22 protein-coding genes are annotated in these 23,906 nt (G+C 42.8%); 10 read left to right on the top strand and 12 right to left on the bottom strand.

Annotated features, from left to right (window positions below; genetic code table 11):
• Nucleotides 1-113: 113 nt before the first annotated feature.
• Both CXF80_RS12365 and CXF80_RS12360 read right to left on the bottom strand, forming a co-directional pair.
• Complete coding sequence (locus tag CXF80_RS12365; RefSeq protein WP_101033154.1) at nt 114-872, bottom strand: PepSY domain-containing protein; 759 nt, start codon at nt 870-872, stop codon at nt 114-116.
• A complete protein-coding gene (locus CXF80_RS12360; protein ID WP_198554762.1) occupies nt 872-1,636 on the bottom strand; it encodes a PepSY domain-containing protein in 765 nt (254 codons plus the stop codon). The genes CXF80_RS12365 and CXF80_RS12360 overlap by 1 nt, the downstream gene beginning before the upstream one ends.
• 184 nt (nt 1,637-1,820) lie before the next feature.
• Here CXF80_RS12360 and CXF80_RS12355 point away from each other — a divergent pair, with 184 nt between their 5' ends.
• The 3 genes from CXF80_RS12355 to CXF80_RS12345 all read left to right on the top strand — a co-directional run bounded on the left by CXF80_RS12355 (nt 1,821) and on the right by CXF80_RS12345 (nt 3,941).
• Nucleotides 1,821-2,267 carry a hypothetical protein gene (locus CXF80_RS12355; protein ID WP_101033152.1) on the top strand — a complete coding sequence of 149 codons (447 nt, stop codon included), beginning with the start codon at nt 1,821-1,823 and terminating at the stop codon, nt 2,265-2,267.
• 116 nt (nt 2,268-2,383) lie between these two features.
• A complete protein-coding gene (locus tag CXF80_RS12350; RefSeq protein ID WP_101033151.1) occupies nt 2,384-2,980 on the top strand; it encodes a CueP family metal-binding protein in 597 nt (198 codons plus the stop codon).
• Between the two features lie 397 nt (nt 2,981-3,377).
• Nucleotides 3,378-3,941 carry a NapC/NirT family cytochrome c gene (locus CXF80_RS12345; protein WP_101033150.1) on the top strand — a complete coding sequence of 188 codons (564 nt, stop codon included), beginning with the start codon at nt 3,378-3,380 and terminating at the stop codon, nt 3,939-3,941.
• Nucleotides 3,942-4,040: 99 nt separating this feature from the next.
• Here CXF80_RS12345 and CXF80_RS12340 read toward each other — a convergent pair whose 3' ends face one another.
• Both CXF80_RS12340 and rsmD read right to left on the bottom strand, forming a co-directional pair.
• Nucleotides 4,041-4,355: a DUF1145 domain-containing protein gene (locus CXF80_RS12340; RefSeq protein ID WP_157822227.1), complete on the bottom strand. Its 315-nt coding sequence runs from the start codon at nt 4,353-4,355 to the stop codon at nt 4,041-4,043.
• Entirely contained in the window at nt 4,342-4,959 is a 618-nt protein-coding gene (gene rsmD, locus CXF80_RS12335) for a 16S rRNA (guanine(966)-N(2))-methyltransferase RsmD (protein WP_101033148.1), read from the bottom strand. Before rsmD ends, CXF80_RS12340 begins: the two co-directional genes overlap by 14 nt.
• A 180-nt stretch (nt 4,960-5,139) precedes the next feature.
• On the opposite strand from rsmD, the gene ftsY reads away from it, so the two are divergent.
• The 4 genes from ftsY to rpoH all read left to right on the top strand — a co-directional run bounded on the left by ftsY (nt 5,140) and on the right by rpoH (nt 9,517).
• On the top strand, nt 5,140-6,774 hold the full coding sequence (ftsY, locus tag CXF80_RS12330) for a signal recognition particle-docking protein FtsY (RefSeq protein ID WP_101033147.1): 1,635 nt from the start codon (nt 5,140-5,142) through the stop codon (nt 6,772-6,774).
• Nucleotides 6,775-6,777: 3 nt separating this feature from the next.
• A complete protein-coding gene (gene ftsE, locus CXF80_RS12325; RefSeq protein ID WP_101033146.1) occupies nt 6,778-7,467 on the top strand; it encodes a cell division ATP-binding protein FtsE in 690 nt (229 codons plus the stop codon).
• Nucleotides 7,464-8,429, top strand: coding sequence for a permease-like cell division protein FtsX (ftsX, locus tag CXF80_RS12320; protein WP_101033145.1), 966 nt, complete (start codon nt 7,464-7,466; stop codon nt 8,427-8,429). Before ftsE ends, ftsX begins: the two co-directional genes overlap by 4 nt.
• Nucleotides 8,430-8,659: 230 nt before the next feature.
• Nucleotides 8,660-9,517 carry an RNA polymerase sigma factor RpoH gene (rpoH, locus tag CXF80_RS12315; RefSeq protein WP_101033144.1) on the top strand — a complete coding sequence of 286 codons (858 nt, stop codon included), beginning with the start codon at nt 8,660-8,662 and terminating at the stop codon, nt 9,515-9,517.
• A 190-nt stretch (nt 9,518-9,707) separates the two neighbouring features.
• On the opposite strand, the gene menE is transcribed toward rpoH, so the two are convergent.
• From menE to menD, 4 genes are read right to left on the bottom strand one after another with little or no spacing between them, the layout of a single operon-like run.
• Nucleotides 9,708-11,237, bottom strand: coding sequence for an o-succinylbenzoate--CoA ligase (menE, locus tag CXF80_RS12310; RefSeq protein ID WP_101033143.1), 1,530 nt, complete (start codon nt 11,235-11,237; stop codon nt 9,708-9,710).
• Nucleotides 11,238-11,239: 2 nt separating this feature from the next.
• Nucleotides 11,240-12,334, bottom strand: coding sequence for an o-succinylbenzoate synthase (gene menC, locus CXF80_RS12305; RefSeq protein WP_101033142.1), 1,095 nt, complete (start codon nt 12,332-12,334; stop codon nt 11,240-11,242).
• Nucleotides 12,335-12,336: 2 nt separating this feature from the next.
• Nucleotides 12,337-13,143: a 2-succinyl-6-hydroxy-2,4-cyclohexadiene-1-carboxylate synthase gene (gene menH, locus CXF80_RS12300; protein WP_101033141.1), complete on the bottom strand. Its 807-nt coding sequence runs from the start codon at nt 13,141-13,143 to the stop codon at nt 12,337-12,339.
• The gene (menD, locus tag CXF80_RS12295) at nt 13,143-14,882 is read right to left on the bottom strand and encodes a 2-succinyl-5-enolpyruvyl-6-hydroxy-3-cyclohexene-1-carboxylic-acid synthase (protein ID WP_101033140.1); all 1,740 of its coding nucleotides are present in this window, start codon (nt 14,880-14,882) and stop codon (nt 13,143-13,145) included. The genes menH and menD overlap by 1 nt, the downstream gene beginning before the upstream one ends.
• Nucleotides 14,883-15,588: 706 nt before the next feature.
• On the opposite strand from menD, the gene yjeH reads away from it, so the two are divergent.
• A complete protein-coding gene (yjeH, locus tag CXF80_RS12290; protein ID WP_101033139.1) occupies nt 15,589-16,866 on the top strand; it encodes an L-methionine/branched-chain amino acid transporter in 1,278 nt (425 codons plus the stop codon).
• Between the two features lie 16 nt (nt 16,867-16,882).
• Here the strand turns inward: yjeH and CXF80_RS12285 are convergent, their stop codons facing one another.
• Complete coding sequence (locus tag CXF80_RS12285) at nt 16,883-17,332, bottom strand: tellurite resistance TerB family protein (RefSeq protein WP_101033138.1); 450 nt, start codon at nt 17,330-17,332, stop codon at nt 16,883-16,885.
• 126 nt (nt 17,333-17,458) lie between these two features.
• Entirely contained in the window at nt 17,459-18,004 is a 546-nt protein-coding gene (locus tag CXF80_RS12280; RefSeq protein ID WP_101033137.1) for a DUF2780 domain-containing protein, read from the bottom strand.
• Nucleotides 18,005-18,174: 170 nt separating this feature from the next.
• On the opposite strand from CXF80_RS12280, the gene CXF80_RS12275 reads away from it, so the two are divergent.
• A complete protein-coding gene (locus tag CXF80_RS12275; protein WP_101033136.1) occupies nt 18,175-18,897 on the top strand; it encodes a hypothetical protein in 723 nt (240 codons plus the stop codon).
• A gap of 32 nt (nt 18,898-18,929) precedes the next feature.
• Nucleotides 18,930-20,369, top strand: coding sequence for a DUF4145 domain-containing protein (locus CXF80_RS12270; RefSeq protein ID WP_101033135.1), 1,440 nt, complete (start codon nt 18,930-18,932; stop codon nt 20,367-20,369).
• Nucleotides 20,370-21,136: 767 nt separating this feature from the next.
• Here CXF80_RS12270 and CXF80_RS12265 read toward each other — a convergent pair.
• Both CXF80_RS12265 and CXF80_RS12260 read right to left on the bottom strand, forming a co-directional pair.
• Nucleotides 21,137-22,156 carry a DUF4382 domain-containing protein gene (locus tag CXF80_RS12265; protein WP_101033134.1) on the bottom strand — a complete coding sequence of 340 codons (1,020 nt, stop codon included), beginning with the start codon at nt 22,154-22,156 and terminating at the stop codon, nt 21,137-21,139.
• A 683-nt stretch (nt 22,157-22,839) separates the two neighbouring features.
• Complete coding sequence (locus CXF80_RS12260) at nt 22,840-23,838, bottom strand: DUF4382 domain-containing protein (RefSeq protein WP_232772093.1); 999 nt, start codon at nt 23,836-23,838, stop codon at nt 22,840-22,842.
• Nucleotides 23,839-23,906: the final 68 nt, after the last annotated feature.

Raw genomic sequence — 23,906 nt, 5'->3', positions numbered from 1 at the left:
CTAATTTAACAGACCTTTATATCAGTAAAAATATTTCAAGCAATCATACCCATTTTATTTAACATAATGGTAGCGCTTTATAGTCTGTATCGTGTGATACACATTCCATTTCATTAATTTAGCGTGGTTTCACGTGTAGACAATGCTGATTTTGGTTTCCACTTAGGTCGGTATTTGTGGCGCTTCAACATGTCGATTACCCAAATAAATCCGCTAAAGGTTAACCATAAGGTGATAAATGCAAAGATCTTAATAGGAATATTATTAAAACCGCCTTCATTAAAGTAATCCATAAAGTGGAGCATAAAAAACACTTCGGCTAAACGTTTGTGCTCATCACTGTGGCCGACAAGTCGGCCCGATTGGGCTTCAATATAAACGCTGGTGACAATGTCATCGGCAAAGTTTATCTGCCAAGTGTCATTTTGCTGTTTAGGAAAGTCGTCCAATGGCGGGATCAGTAGATGTGTCGAACTGATTTGAGCCTCGCCAGAATAGGAGTCTCTGGCCAGTCGTTGCGCAAATTCGACGTCAATCAATACCGGTTTACCCTGATAAGCATTAACCAAGGTGTAGTCATGGCGAAGATGTTTATATAAGCCTTTTTCATGGGTTAATAAGTAGTAAGGTTTATCTAATAAAGTAATCAAGTTGAGTGACACGCTTGGTTTAAAGGCGCCTAAAACCATTTTAGGTTCAACCAAACGATGAGTGTCTACCGCCACCACGGCGTGAGCATCGCTTCGGTAACTAAGGCCTTGGGCTTTATTGTGATCCATAAGATTAAAATACAGCCCGCTGATCAACCAAAGCAGTAATTGAATGCCCACAATGACCGATGCCCATTTATGCACTTTTCTGATCCAAAACATTAGGCTGCTCCACTGTGATTGCGTTTTTTAAATATATTTTTACGCTTACTATACATTGGCTTACGTTTACTTTTGCGACCAAACACCCTGAAGTAAGTTAATACTAGCCCGCTAATAGTGGCGAATGTCGATAACAATGCTATCCAAAATAACAACAGGTTATCGACCTCTTCAGCATCGCCATAGTCCATCACATGAAAGCGAAACATCCAGTCAAATATCCGCCAAAAGGCATGACGTTTACCGACGATAAGTCCACTGTCGGCAGATATATAAATTGATGGTGCGGAGAAATGCTCGAAATTAATCCGCCAAGCGGGTAAATGTCGATCACTCAGCTCAAAAGGTGGATTGTCGGTCAGTAAGCTCACCTCATCGATAGGCTCATTACCTGCGTAATAGTATTGAGCTAATGCAATGGCCGTCGTTTGATTTAGTGGCGATAAACGCTCACCGGTTTGTGCGCTTAATAACACCTGCTGAGTCGCTGTTGGGCTTGGGATTGAAAAACGGTATACGTCTTGCTCCATCAGTTTACCCACACTGATTTGCTCAGCATGAGGGTAAGTCTGTAACAGTTGTGCCAACGAGTACTGCAGTTTATCGGGATTGATTTTTATCTGAGGGTTAGTTATTAGCGGATCCCCATGGATATAGTCAATATGCACAAACACCATGTATGCCCCCGTCACTGGCCAAATAACAAACTGCAGTCCGAGTAATAGCATCAGCCATTTATGGACTGTTCTTGCGGTTTTATGCATTAAAATGAGCCTTATTATTGTTATTATTAGTTTGTTTGTAACCTTGTTTACTAGGGAACCAATGGCGATAAATGGCCATCAAAATGTTATTAACTGTTAAGTGACTCATAGTTTTAAGCAATTTATCTTAGTCACGAGTGAGGTCAATGATAGGCTAAAGGTCATTATCCACTCGGTTGAATTCATGAAACTAACCACAACATTGCTGGTAGTGTTTGCCCTCATCTTACAAGGATTAACGTCCTCAAGTATGGCGATGAATAGTACACTTGCTTGTCATGAAAACAGCCAAGTCTCCATGTCGACGGCAAAACAGTTATTGACTCACATGGGCCATGCTTCAACATCTGATGAAACCGGCGCCGGTACCTGCAATTGCCATGATAACGAAGCATTTATAGCAGATTCAATGCCGTCATCTCAGCAATCCACGGTTCAAGCTATTTCTCCATGTGAACCGTCAGATAAACACAATTGCGACAAATGCAGCCATTGTGATCAATGGCATAGCGCACCCTACGCATTGATGCCGATAGGATTTACTTTCGATAAATTCGCTATGGAGTTTATCCCAACTCCGCTGCTTAATTTTACCTCCGTAATGTTAATTGATCAGTCCCCACCGCCTTAATCGTTTATTCCAAAAAAAACACCGTATTACACAATCAACACAGCTCTTTTTTTGGGAGGATGCTGAGTGTATTTCAACACTCAATGTCCCGAACTATGACGTATAAAGGTACTATTATGTTTAAAAAATTATTGATCAGCAGCTTCATCATGCTTGGTGCTAGCACCCTTGTTCAAGCACAAGAGCCTATGGACGCACAACATTTTGAACAATTAAATTATAAAGAAGCAGTATTAACCGCAAATTCATTATATAGGAATGATCAAGGCATTGTTGTTAAAGTGCTACCCAATAAGATCACGGCTTCATTTGCTAATGGCAGTTCTGCATCGGTTGCTATTCCACAAGATCAATTTTTCTTATCTATTGCCCCTTTCTTAAGTCAAACTCACCCGTGCACCAACCATGTTCCAACGGGATGTACTGGTGAATTGGTCGGCGAAAAAATGCATATGTCGGCTATTGATGTCGCCACCGGAGAGGAAATTCTCAATCAAATGGTCACCACTCAACCCGACGGGTTTATTGATTTTTGGGTCCCTAGGGATCGCAAGTTAGCGTTCACTTTTCATCATGGTGACAAAAATGGCGTATACCGTGAAGCTAAAGAAGTCATATCAACGGATGAAAACAGCCGCACTTGCATTACCAGTATGAAGTTATTGGCTAAAAATGATCAGCCTGCAACGGAGTCAAAACACAGTCATCATTAAGCATTAGCGCAAAAGGTTAATGGAGCTAAAGGCTGTATGTAATTGCAGCCTTTGGCGCATAAACCTAAAACCAGCATTTTTTGTCATGGTCAGCTTAGGATATAGGCTGGTGTTACTGACAAGATAATTTTTACCATTACATTTGATGCACGTTTAGCTATCAAGTTACAGCCATTGCATTTGATCTACTTTCTAGCAAGTAAGTTCCTACAGGGGTCAATCGGCTCCTTTTTTGATGCAGCACAAACTAAAGTAGCGATCTAGCTCGCATTTTCGATAAATTTTCGATAAGCAATCATCAAAATAGCGACTAAAATCAATTTTCTAATTTCTAAAAATCCTAAACTAGACAAATAAATATTAGAATTCCATTTTTTGCTATTACGGAGATTGAACAATGAACTGGCGTGCACTATTTAAACCAAGCGCGAAGTACTCAATTATTGCCCTTATTGTGGTGGGTGTAATTGTTGGGGTAGTCGGCTATTTTGCAACACAACAGACTTTGCATGCGACAAGTAGTGATGCTTTTTGTATGACATGTCACCGAGACCATTCGTTAAGAGATGAAGTTATGGCGTCAGCTCATGGTGGCGGTAGTGCGGGTATTACCGTGCAATGTCAAGATTGTCACTTACCTCATGGCCCATTTGCTTATTTACTGAAGAAAATCGTTGTGTCTAAAGATTTGATTGGTTTAATGACCATCGATGGTTTTATGACTCAAGAATGGTTAGATGAGAACCGTAAAGAACAAGCGGACCTTGCCTTAGAATACTTCCGCAGTAATGATTCGGCTAACTGTCAGCATTGCCATACTCGTATTTATGAAGATCAACCCGATACGATGAAGAAAATGGCCGTAAGAATGCACAGTATGAACTTTAAAAAAGCACCTGAATCTAGAAAGACCTGTGTCGATTGTCATAAAGGCGTCGCGCATCCTTACCCTAAAAGCTAGTTTTAGTTTTAGGCAAAAAAACCCACTCATCGAAGTGGGTTTTTTTATCACTGTCTTTTAGGGATTGCCTTTTACGAATTTTCTGGTAGAGATGATCTGTTAAAGATTGCTTGTTGTGGCCGTCTCTGTGGGGGAGATTAAGCCGAAAATACCCCAGCATAAAATGGCGACATAATAATGGCGGCGAAAGCGTATGGATTTACGCGCTAACACAAGCAAAAGTAGCAAGGTGTGCATTAGTGCAGTGATGCTTGCCACGGCCAGCAGCAGTGCCGTCGCGCCCGAGTCAAAAGGGATGACACAGCTATAGGTAAATAAGATCCACATCGATAATGTGGCGGTTTTACCGATTAACACGATATCTGTGATCAAGCGGTTTTGTTTTATTATGGAACCTTGATTAATCTTGGACACTTTCATTGGCCTCTGCATTAAGTGATCCAGCTTGTTGATATTGATACAAGCGGTAGCATACTTGTCCAGCAAATTTTTCTTTTAAGGGGATCCAATTAGCTGGGACATTACAGGTTGTTAACTCTGATTCTGTTTCAACATAAATTAACGCATGATTATTTAACCAATGATGTGCCGCCAATAGCTCAATGGTCTTAATGGCTAATGCTTTGCGAAAAGGGGGATCGATAAAAACCACATCAAATCCTTCAGTCGTGCCTTGTGCAAGGACTTGTAAACTGTCAGCATTAATCACTTCAGCGTTATGACACTGCAGCGTAGCGAGGTTTTGCTTAAGTTGGTTGGCCGCATTTTTTTGCAGTTCAATCATTTTGGCAAAGCTGGCATAACGCGATAATGCTTCAAGGCATAATGCACCACTGCCAGCAAAACAATCGAGCACTCTGGCACCACGAATATCGGTTGCAAGCCAATTAAATAAGGTCTCGCGTACGCGATCAGTTGTTGGGCGTAAACCTTCAAGATCATGGATCGGTAACTTACGAGATCGCCATTGACCTGAAATAATCCGCACCTGACCGCTGCTGGTATTTTTTTTAGCCATCTCATCCTCGTGATTTTGCCTGAACAAAGAAAAAAGAAAGTGGTAGACTATGCCACAATCTGAACCGTCGTTATTTTATATCAAACTTGTGATTAAATGTGAGTATTGATCATTTTACTGGTGAGAGATGCAACAAACGGTTTCAACTGAATTTTTAAGCATATAAAACTGGTAGCAAACATGGCAAAGAAAGGTTTTTTTTCCTGGTTTCGTAAAGATAAGCCCGCCCCTGAAGTTGAAGAACAACACGTTGATGCGGAGCATGACGTTGCAACAGAGGCTCAAGATCAAACCCAACAAGCTGAGCCGCAAAAGCAAGCGGATGACGCTGCGCGCTTAGAAGCCGAGCGTCTTGAAAATGAACGTGCAGAACAAGCCCGTGTCGATGTCGAGCATATTGCAGCGGAAACGTTAGCCGCTGAAGTATTAGTCACACAACAGCTGGCAGCAGAGCAACAAGCTCAAGTGGTAGAACTTGCTCGCATTGAAGCGAAACGTCTTGCGGCAGAACAATTAGCAGCCGAAAAGCTGGCAGCAGAGCAACAAGCTCAAGCGGCAGAACTTGCTCGCATTGAAGCGGAACGTCTTGCGGCAGAACAATTAACAGCCGAAAAGCTGGCAGCAGAGCAACAAGCTCAAGCGGCAGAACTTGCTCGCATTGAAGCGGAACGTCTTGCGGCTGAACAATTAGCAGCAGAGCAATTAGCAGCCGAAAAGCTGGCAGCAGAGCAACAAGCTCAAGCGACAGAACTTGCTCGCATTGAAGCGGAACGTCTTGCGGCAGAACAATTAGCAGCAGAGCAACTGCAGTTAGCCGAACAACATATCCCCACAGCGTCAATCGCATTAGAAGAGCAAGAGGAACCTCAAGCTAAGCCTAAGAAAGAAGGCATGTTTGCGCGTTTAAAACGCGGTTTAATGCGCACTAGCGAGAATGTTGGATCGGGATTTGTTGGCTTATTTCGCGGTAAAAAAATTAATGATGAGTTATTTGAAGAACTCGAAGAACAATTATTAATTGCCGATGTGGGCGTAGAAACCACCACTAAATTAATTAATAGTCTGACCGAGCATGCCTCGCGCAAACAACTTAAAGATGCGGAAGCGCTTTATGATTTAATGCGGGAAGAAATGCAAAAAATACTCGATCCGGTTGCAGTGCCTTTGGTCCCAGAAAATCCCAACGGTCCGTTTGTTATTTTAATGATCGGAGTGAACGGTGTTGGTAAAACAACCACTATTGGTAAGCTGGCTAAACAGTATCAAAACCAAGGTAAATCTGTCATGTTAGCTGCGGGCGATACCTTTCGCGCGGCGGCTGTTGAACAGTTACAAGTGTGGGGGCAGCGCAATAATATTCCGGTAGTGGCTCAGCATACCGGCGCTGATAGTGCTTCAGTCATATTTGATGCTTTACAAGCCGCTAAAGCGCGTAAAGTCGACGTATTAATCGCCGATACCGCGGGGCGTTTACAAAACAAAAGTCACTTAATGGAAGAGTTGAAGAAGGTCGTGCGTGTAATGAAAAAACTCGACCCAGATTCCCCCCATGAAGTCATGTTAACCTTAGATGCCAGCACGGGTCAGAATGCCATTAGCCAAGCACAGTTGTTTAAAGAAGCCGTTGGCGTGACGGGTATTACTATCAGTAAATTAGATGGTACTGCTAAAGGCGGGGTCATTTTTGCGATCGCCGATAAGTTTACTATTCCGATCCGTCATATCGGTGTCGGTGAGCAAATTGATGATTTGCGTACCTTTAACGCCAATGACTTTATTGAAGCATTATTTAGCCAGGATAAAACGGACCAATAATTTATGATCCAATTTGAGAAGGTCAGTAAAATCTATGCTGGTGGTCAAAAGGCCCTCATGGATGTCAATTTTCATCTTCGACAAGGTGAAATGGCCTTTTTAACCGGCCATTCAGGTGCCGGTAAAAGTACCTTGCTCAAACTCATTACCGTAATTGAACGTGCCACGGCAGGTAAGGTGTCCATTAATGGGCATAACATTGCCAATGTGGGACCTAAACATGTGCCATATTTACGCCGTAATATTGGGGTGATCTTCCAGAACCATCATTTGCTGATGGAAAAAACCGTATTTGACAATGTTGCCTTACCGTTAGTGATTGAAGGCTTCACCCATGGCGAAATTCGTAAACGGGTGGCTGGCGCACTCGACATGGTGGGTTTATATGGCAAAGAACGTCATTTGCCGATAATGCTTTCTGGTGGTGAACAGCAACGTGTGGGTATTGCCCGCGCCATTGTTAACAAACCACCATTATTATTGGCTGATGAACCGACAGGTAACTTAGACCCTAAATTATCGATGGATATTTTACGTTTATTTGAGGCCTTTAATGACTCTGGGACCAGTGTCCTCATTGCCACCCACGACTTAGGCCTCATTGCGCGAATGAAGTATCGTACTTTTACTCTGCGTCAAGGACGCATGCTCGGTGGAGAAAGCTCTGCCTCTGAAGGGGAGTATATACGATGAGTAAAAAACCGAATATTACTCAAAGTAAATTACCCTTAAGTGGCCGTATTGTGATGTTTTTTATTCGTCATGTGCAGCAAGGCACCTCGAGTATGGGTGAACTTTGGCGTAATCCAGTGTCATCAATTATGACCATGGCAGTATTGGGCGTGAGTTTAAGTTTACCGGCCGCATTACAGGTGCTGGTTAAAAATGCTGAAAACATCACCCAGTCTTGGAACAGTGCTGCTGAAATTTCGTTATTCATTAATAAAGGTCGCAGTGAGCAATCTATTCAAAGTTTATTGTCGCGTATTAAAGTCTTCCGAGAAGTTGAATCCGTGACGTATATTAGTCGTGAGCAAGCATTAGAAGAGTTTCAGCGTTTATCAGGTTTTGGTGAGGCACTTGCATACTTAGATGAGAACCCTTTACCTGCAGTGGTTACCGTAACCCCTTCGGTTAAATACTCGAGTCCGGCAGGGGCGCGTGAGCTACTGGTAAAATTAGAGCGCGAACCAGAAGTCAGCTTTGGTCGTTTAGATATTGAATGGTTAGAGCGTTTGCAAGCATTGCTTAAATTACTTGAAAAAACCGTGCTGGCGATTGCCGCCTTGCTGATCCTCGCGGTGGTATTAGTGATTGGCAACACTATTCGTCTTGCGATTATGAACCGTCGAGCTGAAATTGAAGTGATGAAGTTAGTGGGCGCGACGGAAGCCTTTATTCAACGTCCTTTTTTGTATACCGGGATTTGGTATGGCGTTATAGGTGGCATTTTGGCATGGTTAATTATCAATCTGTTAGTGTGGTATATCGATGGTGCCTTAGCCGAATTATTGGGTTTATATGGCAGTGAATTAACCATTGAGTCGTTAACATTTTCAGAATTAATTAAACTGGTGTTGCTGGCATCATTTTTAGGCTGGTTGGGTTCGTATTTATCGGTGCGTCAGCACTTACGTAGCATTGAACCGTCATAATAGCCGGCGTATAATAACGCTTATTCGCAATAATGAACGTTTGTTCACTTGCATTGTGATTACCTAGCGGTAAAAATGTTCATCCAGTAGAACCTTATTTGACATATGATGTCGTTTAGTTGATAGTTCATCAGCTAAATAGGGTAAGCATTCTTGTGTTGTGAACCAAGAGGCTTAACTCATAGTATTAAGTTAGCTGAAATATATTTTTGAATGTAGTAGGAGAGCGAATGACTGATCAAACGCAATCAATGGCGCTGACTGTTCCACACAGCACTAGCAGTCTAGAGGCGTACATCCAGTCTGTGACCAGCATTAACATGTTGGACGCGGATACAGAGTATGGCATCGCCAAGCGTTTACAAGAAAACGGCGATCTACACGCTGCAAAACAATTAATTATGTCGCATCTTCGTTTTGTTGTGCATGTTGCGAAAGGTTACTCTGGATACGGTTTACCACAGGCAGACCTTATTCAAGAAGGTAATATTGGCTTGATGAAAGCGGTTAAACGCTTCGATCCTGATGTTGGGGTTCGCTTGGTCTCCTTTGCGGTACATTGGATTAAAGCTGAAATTCATGAATACGTACTGAAAAACTGGCGTATCGTGAAAGTCGCGACCACAAAAGCACAGCGTAAATTATTCTTTAATATCCGAAAGTCTAAAAAGCGTTTAGGTTGGTTTAGTGACGCTGAAGTGACTATGGTCGCGGAGAATTTGGGTGTATCTAAAGCTGACGTGACTGAGATGGAGTCTCGCATGGCAGCACAAGATCCGGCTTTTGACTTAGCCAGTGACAGTGACGACGACCATCAAGATTTTGCCCCAGCATTATTCTTAGAAGATCATTCTTCAGATGTGGCATCGCAGGTTGAAAATGCCAATTGGGAAGCCGATTCTCAAACACGTTTATTATCAGCAATCAAAACCTTAGATGAACGTAGTCAGCATATATTACGTGCGCGTTGGTTAGATGATCATAAAGTGACTTTGCAAGAACTGGCATCGACTTACCAAGTCTCTGCGGAACGTATTCGGCAGTTAGAAAAGAATGCTATGAATAAACTTAAATCGTGTATAGCGTAAGATCTAGCCTATTCGATTTTGATAAATTAAAACCTGCAACAGCAGGTTTTTTTATGACTAAAAAGTGATATTTTGTTTGCGAAGCTTTATCTGTGTCAATTAAATCCAATCTAATCTAATCCAATTTAGTCCATTCAAAAGTGACTGTAGCAAGGGTTGATCAATCTCGCTGAGCAATCAATAACCCCATTTATTGCGCTTTTTTTGAAGCGGCTATCTGAGTTAGAATCGCGCTAATAATACTTTTTCTTGGCACTTTTAAACCATTAGAGATAACCTCTTTTGGCCACATAAAAAACTGTCTAGGCCGCTTGAAGCGTGCCAGCGTTGACTCAACTAACTGACTCAGCTGTAAATTAATGGCGTCTATATCAATCGCTTCAACCTCAATGTTTTTAGCATCAAAGGCTGCAATATGCTCTGCATCAACGCCATGACGGTTGTCTACTGCACAATAATCAATAATGGCGGCAGGTAAGTGGCCAAACGTTGCATCGTCTATTGGAAATACAATGGCTTGGGCGACATTTGGGTGGGTCAATAACAGCGCTTCAAGTTGTTCTGGATGAATATTTTCACCGCCACAAATAAACATGTTATCCATACGCCCTAAAATACTCAGCTGACCCTCGGAATCTAATTGGCCCTTATCATGGGTACAAAACCAGCCTTGATCATCTAATGGCAAGGTTAATCCTTGGCTGGTTAAATAGCCTAAAAATAAGCAATCACCTTTGACCCAAATCAGTCCCTCTTTTAGGCTAAGCTGCCTTGACGGTAAAGGGCGACCATGATGGCCGGATAAATTCGCTTTAGCTGTGGTGATTTGCGAGCTCATCTCTGTCATACCATAGCTGGTGTAAGCGTTAATGTGCAGGTGTTGTAATTCCTCAATCAGTGCAGACTCTATGACTCCGCCGCCTAACAGTAATGCGGAAATATGGCTAAATGCTTCAGGTTGTTGCTGGAGTATCTGTATTGCTTGGGTGGGCACTAATGACACATGGGTAATAGAACTGCCTCGCAGCTGTTCAGCCAGTGACTGTGAAGGATTTCGCAATACAATGCAGGCGCCCGCTAGGGTACAACGATGAATAATGGCTAACCCACCAATATGAAACAGTGGTAACGATAATAGCCAAGCATCGGTTGTTGTTAAAGGGATCGAGGTTGCTGCTCCTTTGGCGCTGCTAAGATGGTTGATTAAACAATGCACTGCAGCTTTTGGGGTACCACTTGAGCCTGATGTAAGAATAATATTTGACGCTATATTGGGTGATACCTCAACAGTATTGCTGTCTGTTTGAGGCAATATTTTAGGTAAATCAATATCGAGCCAATGGTTAATCTTAATGGTCGTTTTTTTGCTTGGGGTATCGGTCCAGAGCCATTGAAGAGCAAAGCGTTTGATAAGCTGATTAATCTGTACATCGGCAAATCGAGGCGACAGAGGTAAAAATATCCATCCCGCATCAACGCAAGCCCAATATAGGCAAATCATTTCAATATTATTATGTGATACACAAGCCACAATGTCGCCATGCTTGACGCCTTGAGATTGCAGCTGTTGCACTACATGGCGGACTAAACCACTTAAGCGAGCATAGTTTATTCGAGAATTAACATGAGAATTGGTGCTGGTGTTTACGCCATCATGCGAGGTCTCAATCGCAATGGCATCTGGGGTTGTTAATGCTGCTTGATGCAAAGGTGACATCATTATTAACCTACCTTGTTCGGATCACGTGTTGGGCCAATATGAGTGAGTTGCTGTAATACCTGATGGTTTAGTTGTGGCGATAAGCCTGAGGTTGCTAACAGCACTGGCTGAGTAAAGGCGCTTAATGTATCAAGGCCTGGCGATTCATCAGGGGTTAATGCTTGGCTTACTAAGCGTAAGTCGTTAATGCCCATATCAGCTTCTAAGCTTGAGCTTAATATACAACGCACTCCCTCAAGATGAGCTCGGCTGATCATACTTTGCAATTTTTCCAGCGAACCCAATAACATAGGTTTGATGATTAAGGCCCCCAAACCGGGTTGCTGTAAGGCTAAATCGAGATCAAATTGAGGCAAGTTGAGTGATTCATCTAATGCGTAGTTAATGCCTAGTTGGCGGTATATTTGCGGATTATCATTTGGGTTAATGCAGGGTTCTTCAATGTATTCAATTTTGTGTTTTGGTAAACACGCTAAAAAATCGATAGCCTGTTCAAGGCTAAAACCACGATTGGCATCTAAACGTAATGTGACATGTGGTGCAATGGCCAGTACTTGATAAATAAATTGGATCTCGCTTGCCATGCTAGTCTGAGCGACTTTTATTTTAACACTGTTTATGCTGGCTTGTGTCAGTAGCTTTTGGGTGATAATGGCTGTCGACATACCATCATAAAGTAACGGCACCACTGCTGATTGAATCGGTGTATTTTCGATAATAATAGGCAGGCAATGGGTTAATTTTGCATGCAATAAGCTTAATGAGAATGCCAATGATGGCAGCGATATCTGCTGGGCAATGGCATTTAATACCACTAAGGGTTGATCTATCAAAGAGGGTAATATCTGCTGCAGTTTTGATTTCACCTCATCAAGCAATTCTTGGCTAAACCCCGTTATCATCTGGCTATCAATGTCCAAGCCTGACAATGGCGCTATTTCAGCCCAAGCCGTTTGTTGATTATTAAGTTGGATATCAAGTACTAATCCTTTGCGAAAATCAATTCGTTGTATACCCACGGGTAAGCTCGGATTGAGTTCAATTTGATATTGATACAGGGTGCAACTGGTTATCGTTAAGTCGTCTGATGATGACATTGTTACTCCTTTGAACCCATTAGCGGATCTAAGCACAATAACGTCAGTAGGGTATCGATAAACAATTGAGGATGCAGGCTGTGAATATTATGTCCTGCAGCATGTAATGGGTGTAATTGTAAATTGACTGAACCTGCAAGTGCCGCCTGCCAATCTATAGCCACTTGAGCAAACTTTTTATCATCAACACCATATATAAAATGGCATGGGCAGTTGAGCCGCTCAAGTACATTTCGACAGTCTTGTTGCAAGCTCAGTGAGGTTGTCATGTAACAATTGGCTAAGCGTTGCGGATCGTTAATACGGCGTATTGAAATAAGTTGCTGCTTTTGATGTTCGCTCAAGTCGCTAAATACCGCTTGCTGGTACCAAAGTACCAGAAAATCCGCTAGGGCTAAATGCTGGAGTTTGTTAGCCCAGAGGCGATCGCTTTTAGCTCGGGAGGCTTGTTGCTGAGCATCTTGTAACCCAGGATGGGCTGATTCGAGTGTTAAACTCAGTAGAGAATCGGCAAAATCAGCTGCAATATGCAGCGCTATCCGACCCCCAAGAGAGTAGCCCAACAAATGAAACTGTTGATAACCCATGCGGTGCATTTTACTGACAATCAGCTCTGCAGCTTGGTGTAAACCCGGTGAGGTTAAGGTGTCTTCGTTACCGCCATGCCCAGGTAAATCAATACAAATACAATGGAAATATTGGCTTAAACGGGGCATTAAAATAGACCAGTCGTCTTTACTGCCAAGGAAGCCATGTAGCATTAACAATGCAGGTAAGTGTGGTTGGCCAAAACGACTGATTATAACCATTAATGTTGTTTCACCCATTGGCTGATTTGAGCGATTTGATCGCTGGCTTGAGTAGGGCTGACATTGATTTCAATGACTGAGGCACAATTGAACTCAAAGGCTTCTTGATAAGCTTGATTAAACGATTCAATGTCATCGGCTTGCCGATAGGCCAAACCAAACATAGCCGCACCATAGCCAAACTCTAAACCATGGCTTAACCGATAAAAGTCATTGCGAAGTTCCTCATTTGGTACGGGCAATAAATTAAAGATATTACCGCCATCATTATTGATAATAACCAGCACAAATGGATGGGTCATTTGTGTTAACAGTGCCAGTGAATTTAAATCATGTAAACAGGATAAGTCGCCCATAACCAGAGTGGTCGGTGCATTTTTGTCTGCGGCAACGCCACAAGCTGTTGCAATTAACCCATCGATGCCAGAGGCGCCACGGTTGGTATAAATGGCTGGTGTGTTGGTCGCAATTGGCGCATACATATCGTAGAGCCTGATAGGTAAACTATTACCGATAAACAGTATATGTTGATCCGTTTGAGCCAATGCAATGGCGCGTACGACTTGCGCTTCACCAAAGGTTTTATTGTCGATCTGTTGTTTAAACAGTGATTCCAATGATTCATTTAGCGGTAATAATTGTAATGCCCAGTTGGCTTGTGATGATCGCGGCCAAGGTAATTGGCATACCGCTTGAACGCTTGCCTGGTAAAATTCTTTAGATTGATGGGTCGGATCTAAACGATCGCCGTATTGACCCACATGCCAGTAGCTATGCCAAGTTTGCTGGGCAATATATTGAGTTAAACGTTTGGAAACAAAACGGCCACCAAAGACGAGTATCCGCTCAGCTTGTTCAAGTTTTTTGTTGGCTTTAGGGTTTAATAACAGTTGGTCAACGTGGCCTATTACCCCAGGATGTTGACGTAACTGTGATTGTGCATCGACTAAAACCGGCCAGCCTAATTTTTGCGCTAACGCGACGATTTGCTGTGGATTATCTTCAGGCGCTAAGGTGCCAACCACTATCACGCCCTTACCATGAACAAAGCGCATTAAGGTGTCTGTTGTCGGTAAGTCTGCACTCGTTAGTCGAGCATAACGAGTTAATGGCTTAGTGTTTTCAAACCATTGGTTTAATGGCGCAAGATACGTTGATGTTGTAATACTAGCCGTTTTCTTTACATGGGCTAATGTCACCAATTCTGCTGGGTATAGAGGCTCGCGGTACATGCAGTTTATATGCACAGGTTGATGTTGGTTCGCTACTGCATGATCAATTGTACTCAATAATGCATTAGCCGGATAACCAAGATCAGGCGTTGGTAAGTTAACTTGTTTGGCGTATTGAGCAAATATAGCCGGCTGAATAATGGCTTGATTGGCGCCGCAATCAATAAGCTCAGGCGGTCTGTCGCCAGATAAAATAATCAGTGGTACATGGGTTAACCATGCCTCAACAATCGCTGGATAAAGGTTGGCCACTGCGGTACCTGAGGTGGTTATGATAGCGACAGGGGCATTGCTGGCCTTTGCCAGTCCAAGTGCCATAAAACCTAAGCCTCGTTCGTCAAAATGAATGTGACGCGTAAGCTTGGTTTGACTAGCAGCAGCCAATGTTAGCGGAGTTGAACGAGAACCTGGCGCCATACAGACATGCTTAACCCCTAAGCGTGCAAGTTCTTCCAAGATCAATTGACCCCATAACAAATTCATATCGGCGCTGGTCTGTTGTTGCATATTGGCTCATATCAAAGATAAATAAACAAATATTAGTGTAACGTCAAGTTCGCTATATATCTAAGATTTAGCGCAAATTTTTATCGGAAATCTGCGAAATAAAGCTTGTGGTTATAAGCAAGCAACTGCGGCATTCATGCTTGTTTTATTTTTGTTGCGACAAGGTTGCTAAGATGATTTTAATAAGGTAGCAAAACAATAAAAACAACAATAATAAGAACAATAATAACAATAATAAAAATAACGACAAAATCCTTCAGAAGATGGCTTCCGCTGTATTATTTACAGAGAGTCGATAAATTGCCCCATCGCCCCAAGGGAGTGAGTGAACGGCTCGATGCTATGCGGTCGATAATGAGCATTCGAGGCTAAAAAGGATGTTAACTAAAAAGGCTCAAGATCCTGTAATAATGTCAGCTATAGGATGAATAACCTGCCGAATTTGATACTGTATTGAATGGGTATGCATATAGGCTCATCAATTCATTTAAATCGTAATATTTTGGCCGGTAAGGATTTGCGTTGTGGCGGTTAAAATATTAATTGATTCAGTACCATGGTCACCACTGTGTTGAATTTAAAAAGTATGCTGACCCCCGTTATTTTTGTAACGCCCTAAGCAAAACTTGATAGTCGCGAATTAATCCGCATCATGTTTACCTGTTTGCCCTTATAATGTCGCCACATATCACACAAGATTAAAATAATGAATCTAATGACAGCAACAATCGGACGCTGGCAAGGCGCTGGCTTAATGGCCACCACATTGTTAGGCACTGGGGTCTTTATTTTACCGCAAATGACCATAGAGGTAGCCGGCTCAGGTTCGTTATTGGCATGGTTATTATTGACGGTTGCGATTATCCCGGTGGCATTAGTGTTTGGTTTGTTAGCGAGTCGTTTCCCTCACGCCGCTGGCCCGGCTTACTTCATTGAAAAAGCCTTTGGTGCCACAGCAGGCCGAACAATTGGGTTAATCTTTTTGTTAGTCATCCCCATTGGCGCGCCAGCAGCCATTTTAATGACCTTTCAATTTTTAGATGCACTGGTGTCGATATCTGGGATTGGCCAATTAGCGGCTGAATTGCTGATTGTGGTTGTGTTATTGCTGCTCAATATTAAAGGCATTCAGGTGTCGGCTAAATTACAATTTGCCCTCACGTTGCTGATTGTTACGGTAGTAGCGATATTATTTGGTGCTAGCGGGTTAAATGTTGATCAACTACAAACCTTCGCTCATACCAGCCACCCGCAGTTTAGTGGGGTTATGCTCGCCATGGGCATTGGTTTTTGGAGCTTTTTAGGTATTGAAGCCATGACCCATCTTGCGGGCGATTTCCGCCAACCCGATAAAGACTTATTGCCTGCGATGATGATGGGGACGGTATTAGTGGGGATTATTTATTTGGCCTGTACTTTTTTATTGCTTATGGTGCCAACAGAGGGTGACGGCTTAGCGATGATATCGGCGTTTGATTACTTACTCTCAAACACCGTATTGAGCGGCTATGGTGGCTACATTATCGGAGTATTAGGTATTGCTAGCGGGTTAGCGACAGTGAATGTGTATGCTGCCAGCGCTGCGCGTTTGTTGTGGAGCTTTAGTAAAGAAGGCATAGTGCCACGCTATTTTGATAAGTTAAATCCACATGGCGTGCCTTTTAGAGCCTTGTTTGCTATTTTAGGCTCGATGGCAGTGGTCATTGTTGTCACCTTTTATGGCGCTCACGAACTAGAAGATTTAATCGCTTGGAGCAATGGGGTTTTTGTGATTATTTACCTGTTGGCCATGTTGTCTGCTGCTAAGTTACTCAGCAAACGCTACTTACCTTTGGTGGTTGCGGGTTGCTTATTTTGTATCGGTTTAGGTATTGCTCTTGGAAGCAATATGATTTATGCCATTGTAATGGTTATTGTTGTTGCCCCTTTTATGTGGTGGCAAAAAGCACATCTTACACGTAAGTATTTAGTGAGTAATCACTAAGGATAATTGGCTTTATTTAGCGAGTTTCCATGGCAATATTACGCATTTGAATCAGTTCGCTGTGTTTTAAGTGTAGTAACTCTGCCGTACGACGAATAATCTGGTCTTCATATTGAGACAGTTCACCGTCGGAATAGGCTAATTGCCACATTGACAGCAGTAATTTTTGTTTATCATTAATACTAAATTGAGCATTGATTTCGGCGGTGAATTCAAATAATGATGTGGAGTCTTTACGGCTTTGTTTCGCCTCGTCTATCAGGATTATCGCTTCTTCTGAGCTAATGCCTAAAGTGTTGATGAGCATTTCTGGCAGTAAAGCTGCTTCAGCTGCGGCCAAATTTTCATCGGCATACACAACCTCTTGTAATAGGGTTGCCGCCGCGAGGTTGAGGTTTTTCTGTTTATCTTCAGGGCTACTTTCTTGAGCATGCGATTGGAGAAACTGCTTGAGTTTAGCGATCATAATCACTCCGTTATAATGACATTAGACATACCGATGCTAGCAAAAATGATAATCCCAAGCGAATAGCATGGGATTAAATAATGTTAACGTAAGTTCACTATGAGTGTCAGACCGTCTTAAGGAGGATTATAAAACTGAGCCTAGGCCTTTGATTAATAAATCAACCGTGCCGTCACCGCCACTTTGCTGTAGATAGTTTTTAGCGATATTCACCATAGGTGTAATATATTCTTTTGAGATACCTAGTTTGTCAAAAGCATCATATACCATTGCGCTACCTTGTAACGCAGTGCCTAAATCACCCGTTTTTGATAATAATCCTGACATGCCACTGTCTGATGCTAACGCAGGTACCGCAGCAAGTAGACCGTCTGTATTAGGTATGCTGTCGCTTAATTGACTGAAATCATTTGCACCTAAATTACTTTGGGCCAAGCTAAGTAGTGATCCTAATCCGCCTTCTGCTTGGGGTTGAGTTAACCCAAGTTGTGACATAACGTTAGCCACTAGAACACTTGATTGCTCAGTTGTTTGGGGTTGGTCAATTGTTTTAGCTTGTTCTGCTGCTGGTTTTTTGGTTATTTCAGTCACATTATCTAACCAGCCCGCCGATGCTGGAGCTGAGAATACTAAGACGCTAAAAAGTATCGCTAATGATAATGTCAATTTCATAATGGGTATCCTTTTATGTGGCTCAATGTCAAAACTTAGCTGCTATTTTAGCCTAATTTACATAAATGCGACAAATGATCGCATCTTTTAATAATTTGATTTGTGCAAAATACGTTTTTTTTGGGTATCCTAAGCGCCATATTCGTCGTTAATAGATTACTGGAACCCACATGTCATTGTTTGCAATTATGGCTGAAGCATTTAACTTTTTTCGAAACCACATCCGTCAGCTTGCCGTACTGACTTTGCCATTTTTGTTAATCCAAGTCGCGATTCAACTTTGGCTGGGTAATGAAATGATCCAAGCGGATGTTGAAAACCCGCAATTCGGTGCTATTCATGCTGCTGCAATGATGGTGCTATTGTTGGTGTTTTCATTTTTAATTGCCGCCTTAACCTTATATTTAGAGTTACGCTCTCAAGGCCACGATCTTGCGCCGGCACAAATACTAAAAGCCAGCTTTCCGTTTGTACCACCGCTATTACTGGCTGGGGTATTTTCTGGTTTAGCGATTTTAGCGCCAGTAATGATTTTTGCGGCGTTTGGGCCACTGTGGTTAATTGGCTTAATAGTGAGCTTGTACTTATTCTCTCGCCTAGCCTATGTCAATTTTATGGTGGTGGTTGAGCGTTTAACGCCATTTGAAGCGATTAAGAACAGCTTTAAATTTAGTGGCCCTATCACCATTAAAACCATTGCGGTATTAATGCTATACGTGCCATTGTCTCTATTAGGCGGTATGTTTTCACAATTCGCGATGCAAGTTGGCTTTCCGCTACAACTGGTCGTTGAAACCACTTTTTCGTTCTTAGGTTTGTTTGTTAATATTGCTTTGTTTAGATTGTATATGATCAATCGTAAAACACCGGATGCTGACAACGCTGAAGGATAAAGATGTTATAGATACTCAAAAAGGAGAGACCATTGTTAAATGATATTGAGTTTATTGATGGTTTCTCTATTGAGTTGGGCAATGATTACCGTTTAGCCAAAAGCTATGTACGCGACATTCCAACCCAAGCGTTAGTTTATATTAGAAGCTTTACCCATAAGTTAGCCGCTCAATTAGCACAACAGCATGATGTAACATTTACCTCTGCCAACTTATATGATCGCATCGAGCAGTTAAATCAGCTGCGCGTGATTGATGTTGCTGCCGTGCGGGCGTTACATCGCCTGCGCAGTGACGGTAATCGCGGTGCCCATCCTGAAAAATATCATTTAACCCAAATTCAGCTCATTAGCATCGCAGAAAAGTCGATTCGTCATATTTTGCAGTTAATTGTAAAGCTATACCCCTCTTTACATCGAGGCACTGCACCCCGCTACCAATTTGAAGCATTTGATTCATACGCTGGCCGCGATTTATGTTATCGCGCAGTGATGAAGAATGATCCTGAAGCACAGTATTTAGTGGCAATGTCACTCAAAGCCAAAGGGTTAATGTTACAAGAGCAGGAGCGCGCGTTGGCGCAAACCATTGACACATCCGCGACAGAAAGCGCGGCGACGTCGGCATCCGTTGAACAAACATCAGCAGAGGCATTTGCACAAGCGGCACATTGGTTTCGTGTTGCATCCACTCAACATCAAGCGGCATTATTTGAGCACGGTGTGAGCTTATTGCATGGCTATTGCAGCGATCCAAATCCAATCGAAGGTGAGCAACTTATTGCTAAAGCTGCCGGAAAAGACATTGTTGAAGCACAAGCATTACTGGGGTTTTTCTACCTTATCGGCAGTAATCAATTTACCGTCGACCTAACTCAAGCCGAGCGTTTATTGACCCTTGCTGCCAATGCGGAAAATGCCGAGGCTATGTCTAATCTTGGGGTGTTGTTTTATCAAGCTCAGCAGTTCGAACAAGCATTTGTATGGATTAATAAAGCAGCCCAAGCAGGCTATCCGAATGCACAATATCATTTAGCCCTGATGCTGAGCGAAGGTTTGGGCTGCCAAATAGACTTGGCTGCGAGTCAGCAATGGATGAGCGAAGCTGCCGAGCAAGGTCAAGTCGATGCAATGTTATATTGCGGCAGTGATATTTTGCATGACGACAATGCCAGCCAACAACAGCGCACTAAAGCCGAGCATTACTTACATCAAGCTATAAAGTACGGTCACAATGTTAGCGCAATGATAGAGCTAAGCGTGGCGTTAGCCGACGGTATTCTAGGCCGTATCGATGTGGTGCAAGCAGCGTATTTACTCACATTAGCTAAGGTACACGCCAATGACGATCACTTACAAGTAATCGAACCATTGTGGCAATCATTAGCAATGCAAATCGACAGTGTGATCGCACTTAACCCAAGTGAAGATGAAATGATCGCGCTGAAACAAGCCAAACACTTACTCGAATAAGTCATGTTTTGTTTCCAAATAAGAGCGTGTGACCTTAGGGCCGTGGCGCTTCGCCGACACCCTACTTAAAGGGATAAAGTGACATTTATGCAATAGAGCGTTATTGAAATAGAGTCCTTACTAAACCCGCATCGCACCAACGAATTTGCACGATTTAAATAACTGCATACCATAGCTTTAGTCGATATTACCGCCTCAAAGAACCTCAGATCTAGATAATAAAACGTTATTAAACAGGCGCTTATTTCGATAGCGATGTTGATTTGCAATAAGCGAACTATTGATGCGTCAATGGGCATTATTAGCAAGACTAATCGCAAAAAAAGAGCAAAAAAGTAGCAAGTTTGATATGAAATAGACCAAACATTCTGATCTTGGCTAACTTATCCCATCCCATAACCTCTGTTGAGGTTACGTTAGGATTAAATCGTTAGCTCAATGTTGTCCAGTAATCGGGTTGGATTTATTAATATGTTTATGCCCATATTGAGTTGGATAGTTAAGGAATAAGGTAGGTTTATTCAGGGGTTATCACTACAACCGCGAATGTTATAGCCATTGATGGCCTATTTTTGTAAAGTATCTTTTCTACTTAATGGCTGCAGATCTTACTGGGTGTTAATGGTTTTTTACGGTTAAATGAATGAGCGAGTCATAAAAAAAAGCATCCATTACGGATGCCTTTTTTATAAGTCAGCTTTATTTGGTGTTAAGCGAGTTGCTCAAGTCTATGGCTTAAGTCTATGGCTTAAGTCTATGGCTCAATACTATGGATTAAGCGTGTTAGCAAAATCACCATTAGCCACAGTGCCATTGGTCACTGTCACTGTTTGTTTATCCGCATGGATAAAGAAAGGTAGCTCTAAATCATCAGGGTTGTTATTGAGATCAGGATCGTCATTTTGGGCTACACAGGTATAACCCACACTGTAGTTGCCTGCAACGACGAAACCAAATTCATAGCCTTGGCCAATGACTTCACCGCTCTGATCGATAATATCGTTGACTCTAGCAGAAGCAATTGGCGCAATTTGTGGTGCCACAACGGCATCACTTCTGAAATCGCTCATATTGTCGAGTGCTGTTGCATCTGAGTAAAGATAGACAGCATGACTAAAGAGGCTGCCACCTGCTGCTGTTCCACATAGTGTCTCGAGCTCTGAGGGAATATTGCCTTTAATGGCTCCGACTTCAGCATTGTTATGTAACTGAACTGATGTTGGTTTTAAGGTCCAGTAGTCTTTATTGCCGTGGGGGTCTTGTAAGCCACTGTTTAGGTCAAATTCGGCGACAAAGCTGTTTGTACCGGCTGCGATAGTAAATGTTTTATTGAAAAATAAACGGCCAGTATCAGGATCGTCTGCGCCAACACCGCCACAAGAGCCATTGCTGTTGGTTGTCAGTCCATAGAGATTATCATCTATGGTTTTAACAAAAGAGCTATCGGCATTGGGCGTTTCACTTCTTTGCATGTAAATACACATTTGGTATTCGCCAACGGGGATACTTTGACCGCTCACTAAAGTTTCAACAGCTGTACCTTGATATTCGAGTAAATTGACTTGTTTTAAATCGCCGTCGTCAGACACGTCAAATGAAATGCTGCCCGTATCATTTTTCAGTACGACTTGCTTAAAAGCGATAGTCACATTTTTTGCGTCACTCGGGTTATCTGACACGCCTAAGCTAAACTCTCCCATTTGCGGCGAGGAAGTGTCGTCACCACCACCACAGGCGACAAGGAAGCCCGATAGGGAGAGCGCAATCAGTGTTTTTACTGTTTTCATGATAGACCTTCTTATTCATTGGAGGGATGGCGTTGTCGTGAAAAAAACAATCTCTTCTCTTAAACGTTAGCTCACTTTATCGAGTATTGTTCAGTTTACAAGCGTCAATATTTTGGAACGCGTCAATTGCTTAGCGTTATATGCCAGACGGTATGTTGATACTTTTTTATTGTTATTAAAGTCATTAAGATAGAATTTTTTTATCCCAAAATTTACCAAGGACCGCAAAGATTAATTATTCAATACAATGAGATTTGGGTTCAGGAAATTGTTTGGCGGTGTCGTTGGTGAGCGAAACTAAGACTATGTTTTAAACTGATCGGTTCCCTTAACAATAGACATTTAGATAAGCATTAGATCCTAAATCGTGGTGTTGTAATGACAAGTAATACATTACTTCTTGTCATTTGAACGTGGATAATGGAGTAAAACCCCTAGCTCATTCCTGCCCATCTACCCGTCAGTGGATATTTGCTGACTCAAAACGGCCCCATTGTGTGTTACAGATAAAAACCGATTGCCACTTTTATGTGAAGATCTGCGGCTCTCCCCTAACGCAACGATAACAATGATTAACGAGGTATCTGCTCATACTTCAACTCAATCATCATTACCGTTAACTTAGTTCACCATGCTTTTAGGCGTAAAGGCTCCCAAATTGAATGTGAGCCTGACTATCGTCGCTAGCCGCCCATACCCATGCCGCCGCCCATGCCGCCGTGATGACCACCATTGCCATTACCGCACTCATGTACCGTCTGCTGGCCACCCTGTGTACCTGCTTCTATGGTAATTGAACCTGAATCTTTAAACATAACAAATGGACCACTAGTGATCTCATCGGTGATTGGGTCATCTACATGGCCTAAACAGCTATAGCCGACCCGATAGTTTCCGGCTGGCAAGTAGCCCATGGCAAAGTGCCAGTTGCCGTCGGTATCCTGCATCATAGGACTGACTGCCGTAGGGGGGATGAAACCCGCTGGTGGATTGGTTCCCATATCTGCCATTTGGTTAATATCGGTGACCTCTTCGGGGTACAGGTAGGCCATATGGCTAAATTGCCCTCCCGCCGAAGCCAGATCGGAGTGAGTTGTTTCGCAATCGGCAATCCACTGGGGGTCGACCTCACCTAGCAAGTGACCCATATGACTATTATCGATAGACCACATGGCTTCATGATTTAAAAGGTATTGCCCCTGCTCGTTAGACAAGCCACGATATAAATCAATTTCCATGGTGATGGCAAGATGCTGGTCAGCGACTACCTCAAAATCCGAAACGGGCAGCTGTCCATTGGTAATATGCAAACCGTGGCGACCCTGGCCATCTTCAACATAGCAGCCGTCATTGCCATCGCCTTGCTGGGTGGTGACATAGGCATCATGATACTGCCCTGGGGGCAAGTCGATGCTATCGACCATAAGATGACTGTCCATCCCCTGGAAATCGAGTAGGTTAAATGCCATATCCTGTAAGTCATGCCTATGGATGTCGCCCGCGGCATCTGTCATGACCAGTTCCCCCATGACCATGCCCACATGGGTAACGCCAGCCATAGGCGAGTCGGAAATGGCTAGAGAGAACTGCCCCTGAGGCAATACCTGTTCCGGCGCCGTGACAGTACTATCACTATCACTCCCACAAGCCCCAAGCCAAAAAATTGAGGATAAGACCAACATTGTTTTACACATCGTCATAAAGCCGCCCTGAGTATATGAAATTTATCTAATGCTAATCCTTTGGAGGT

The sequence above is a fragment of the Shewanella sp. Actino-trap-3 genome (assembly GCF_002836275.1).
GTDB classification, from domain to species: domain Bacteria; phylum Pseudomonadota; class Gammaproteobacteria; order Enterobacterales; family Shewanellaceae; genus Shewanella; species Shewanella psychromarinicola.
The sequence above is the reverse complement of the archived record's forward strand: the minus strand, read 5'-3'. Positions and strand labels throughout refer to the sequence as shown.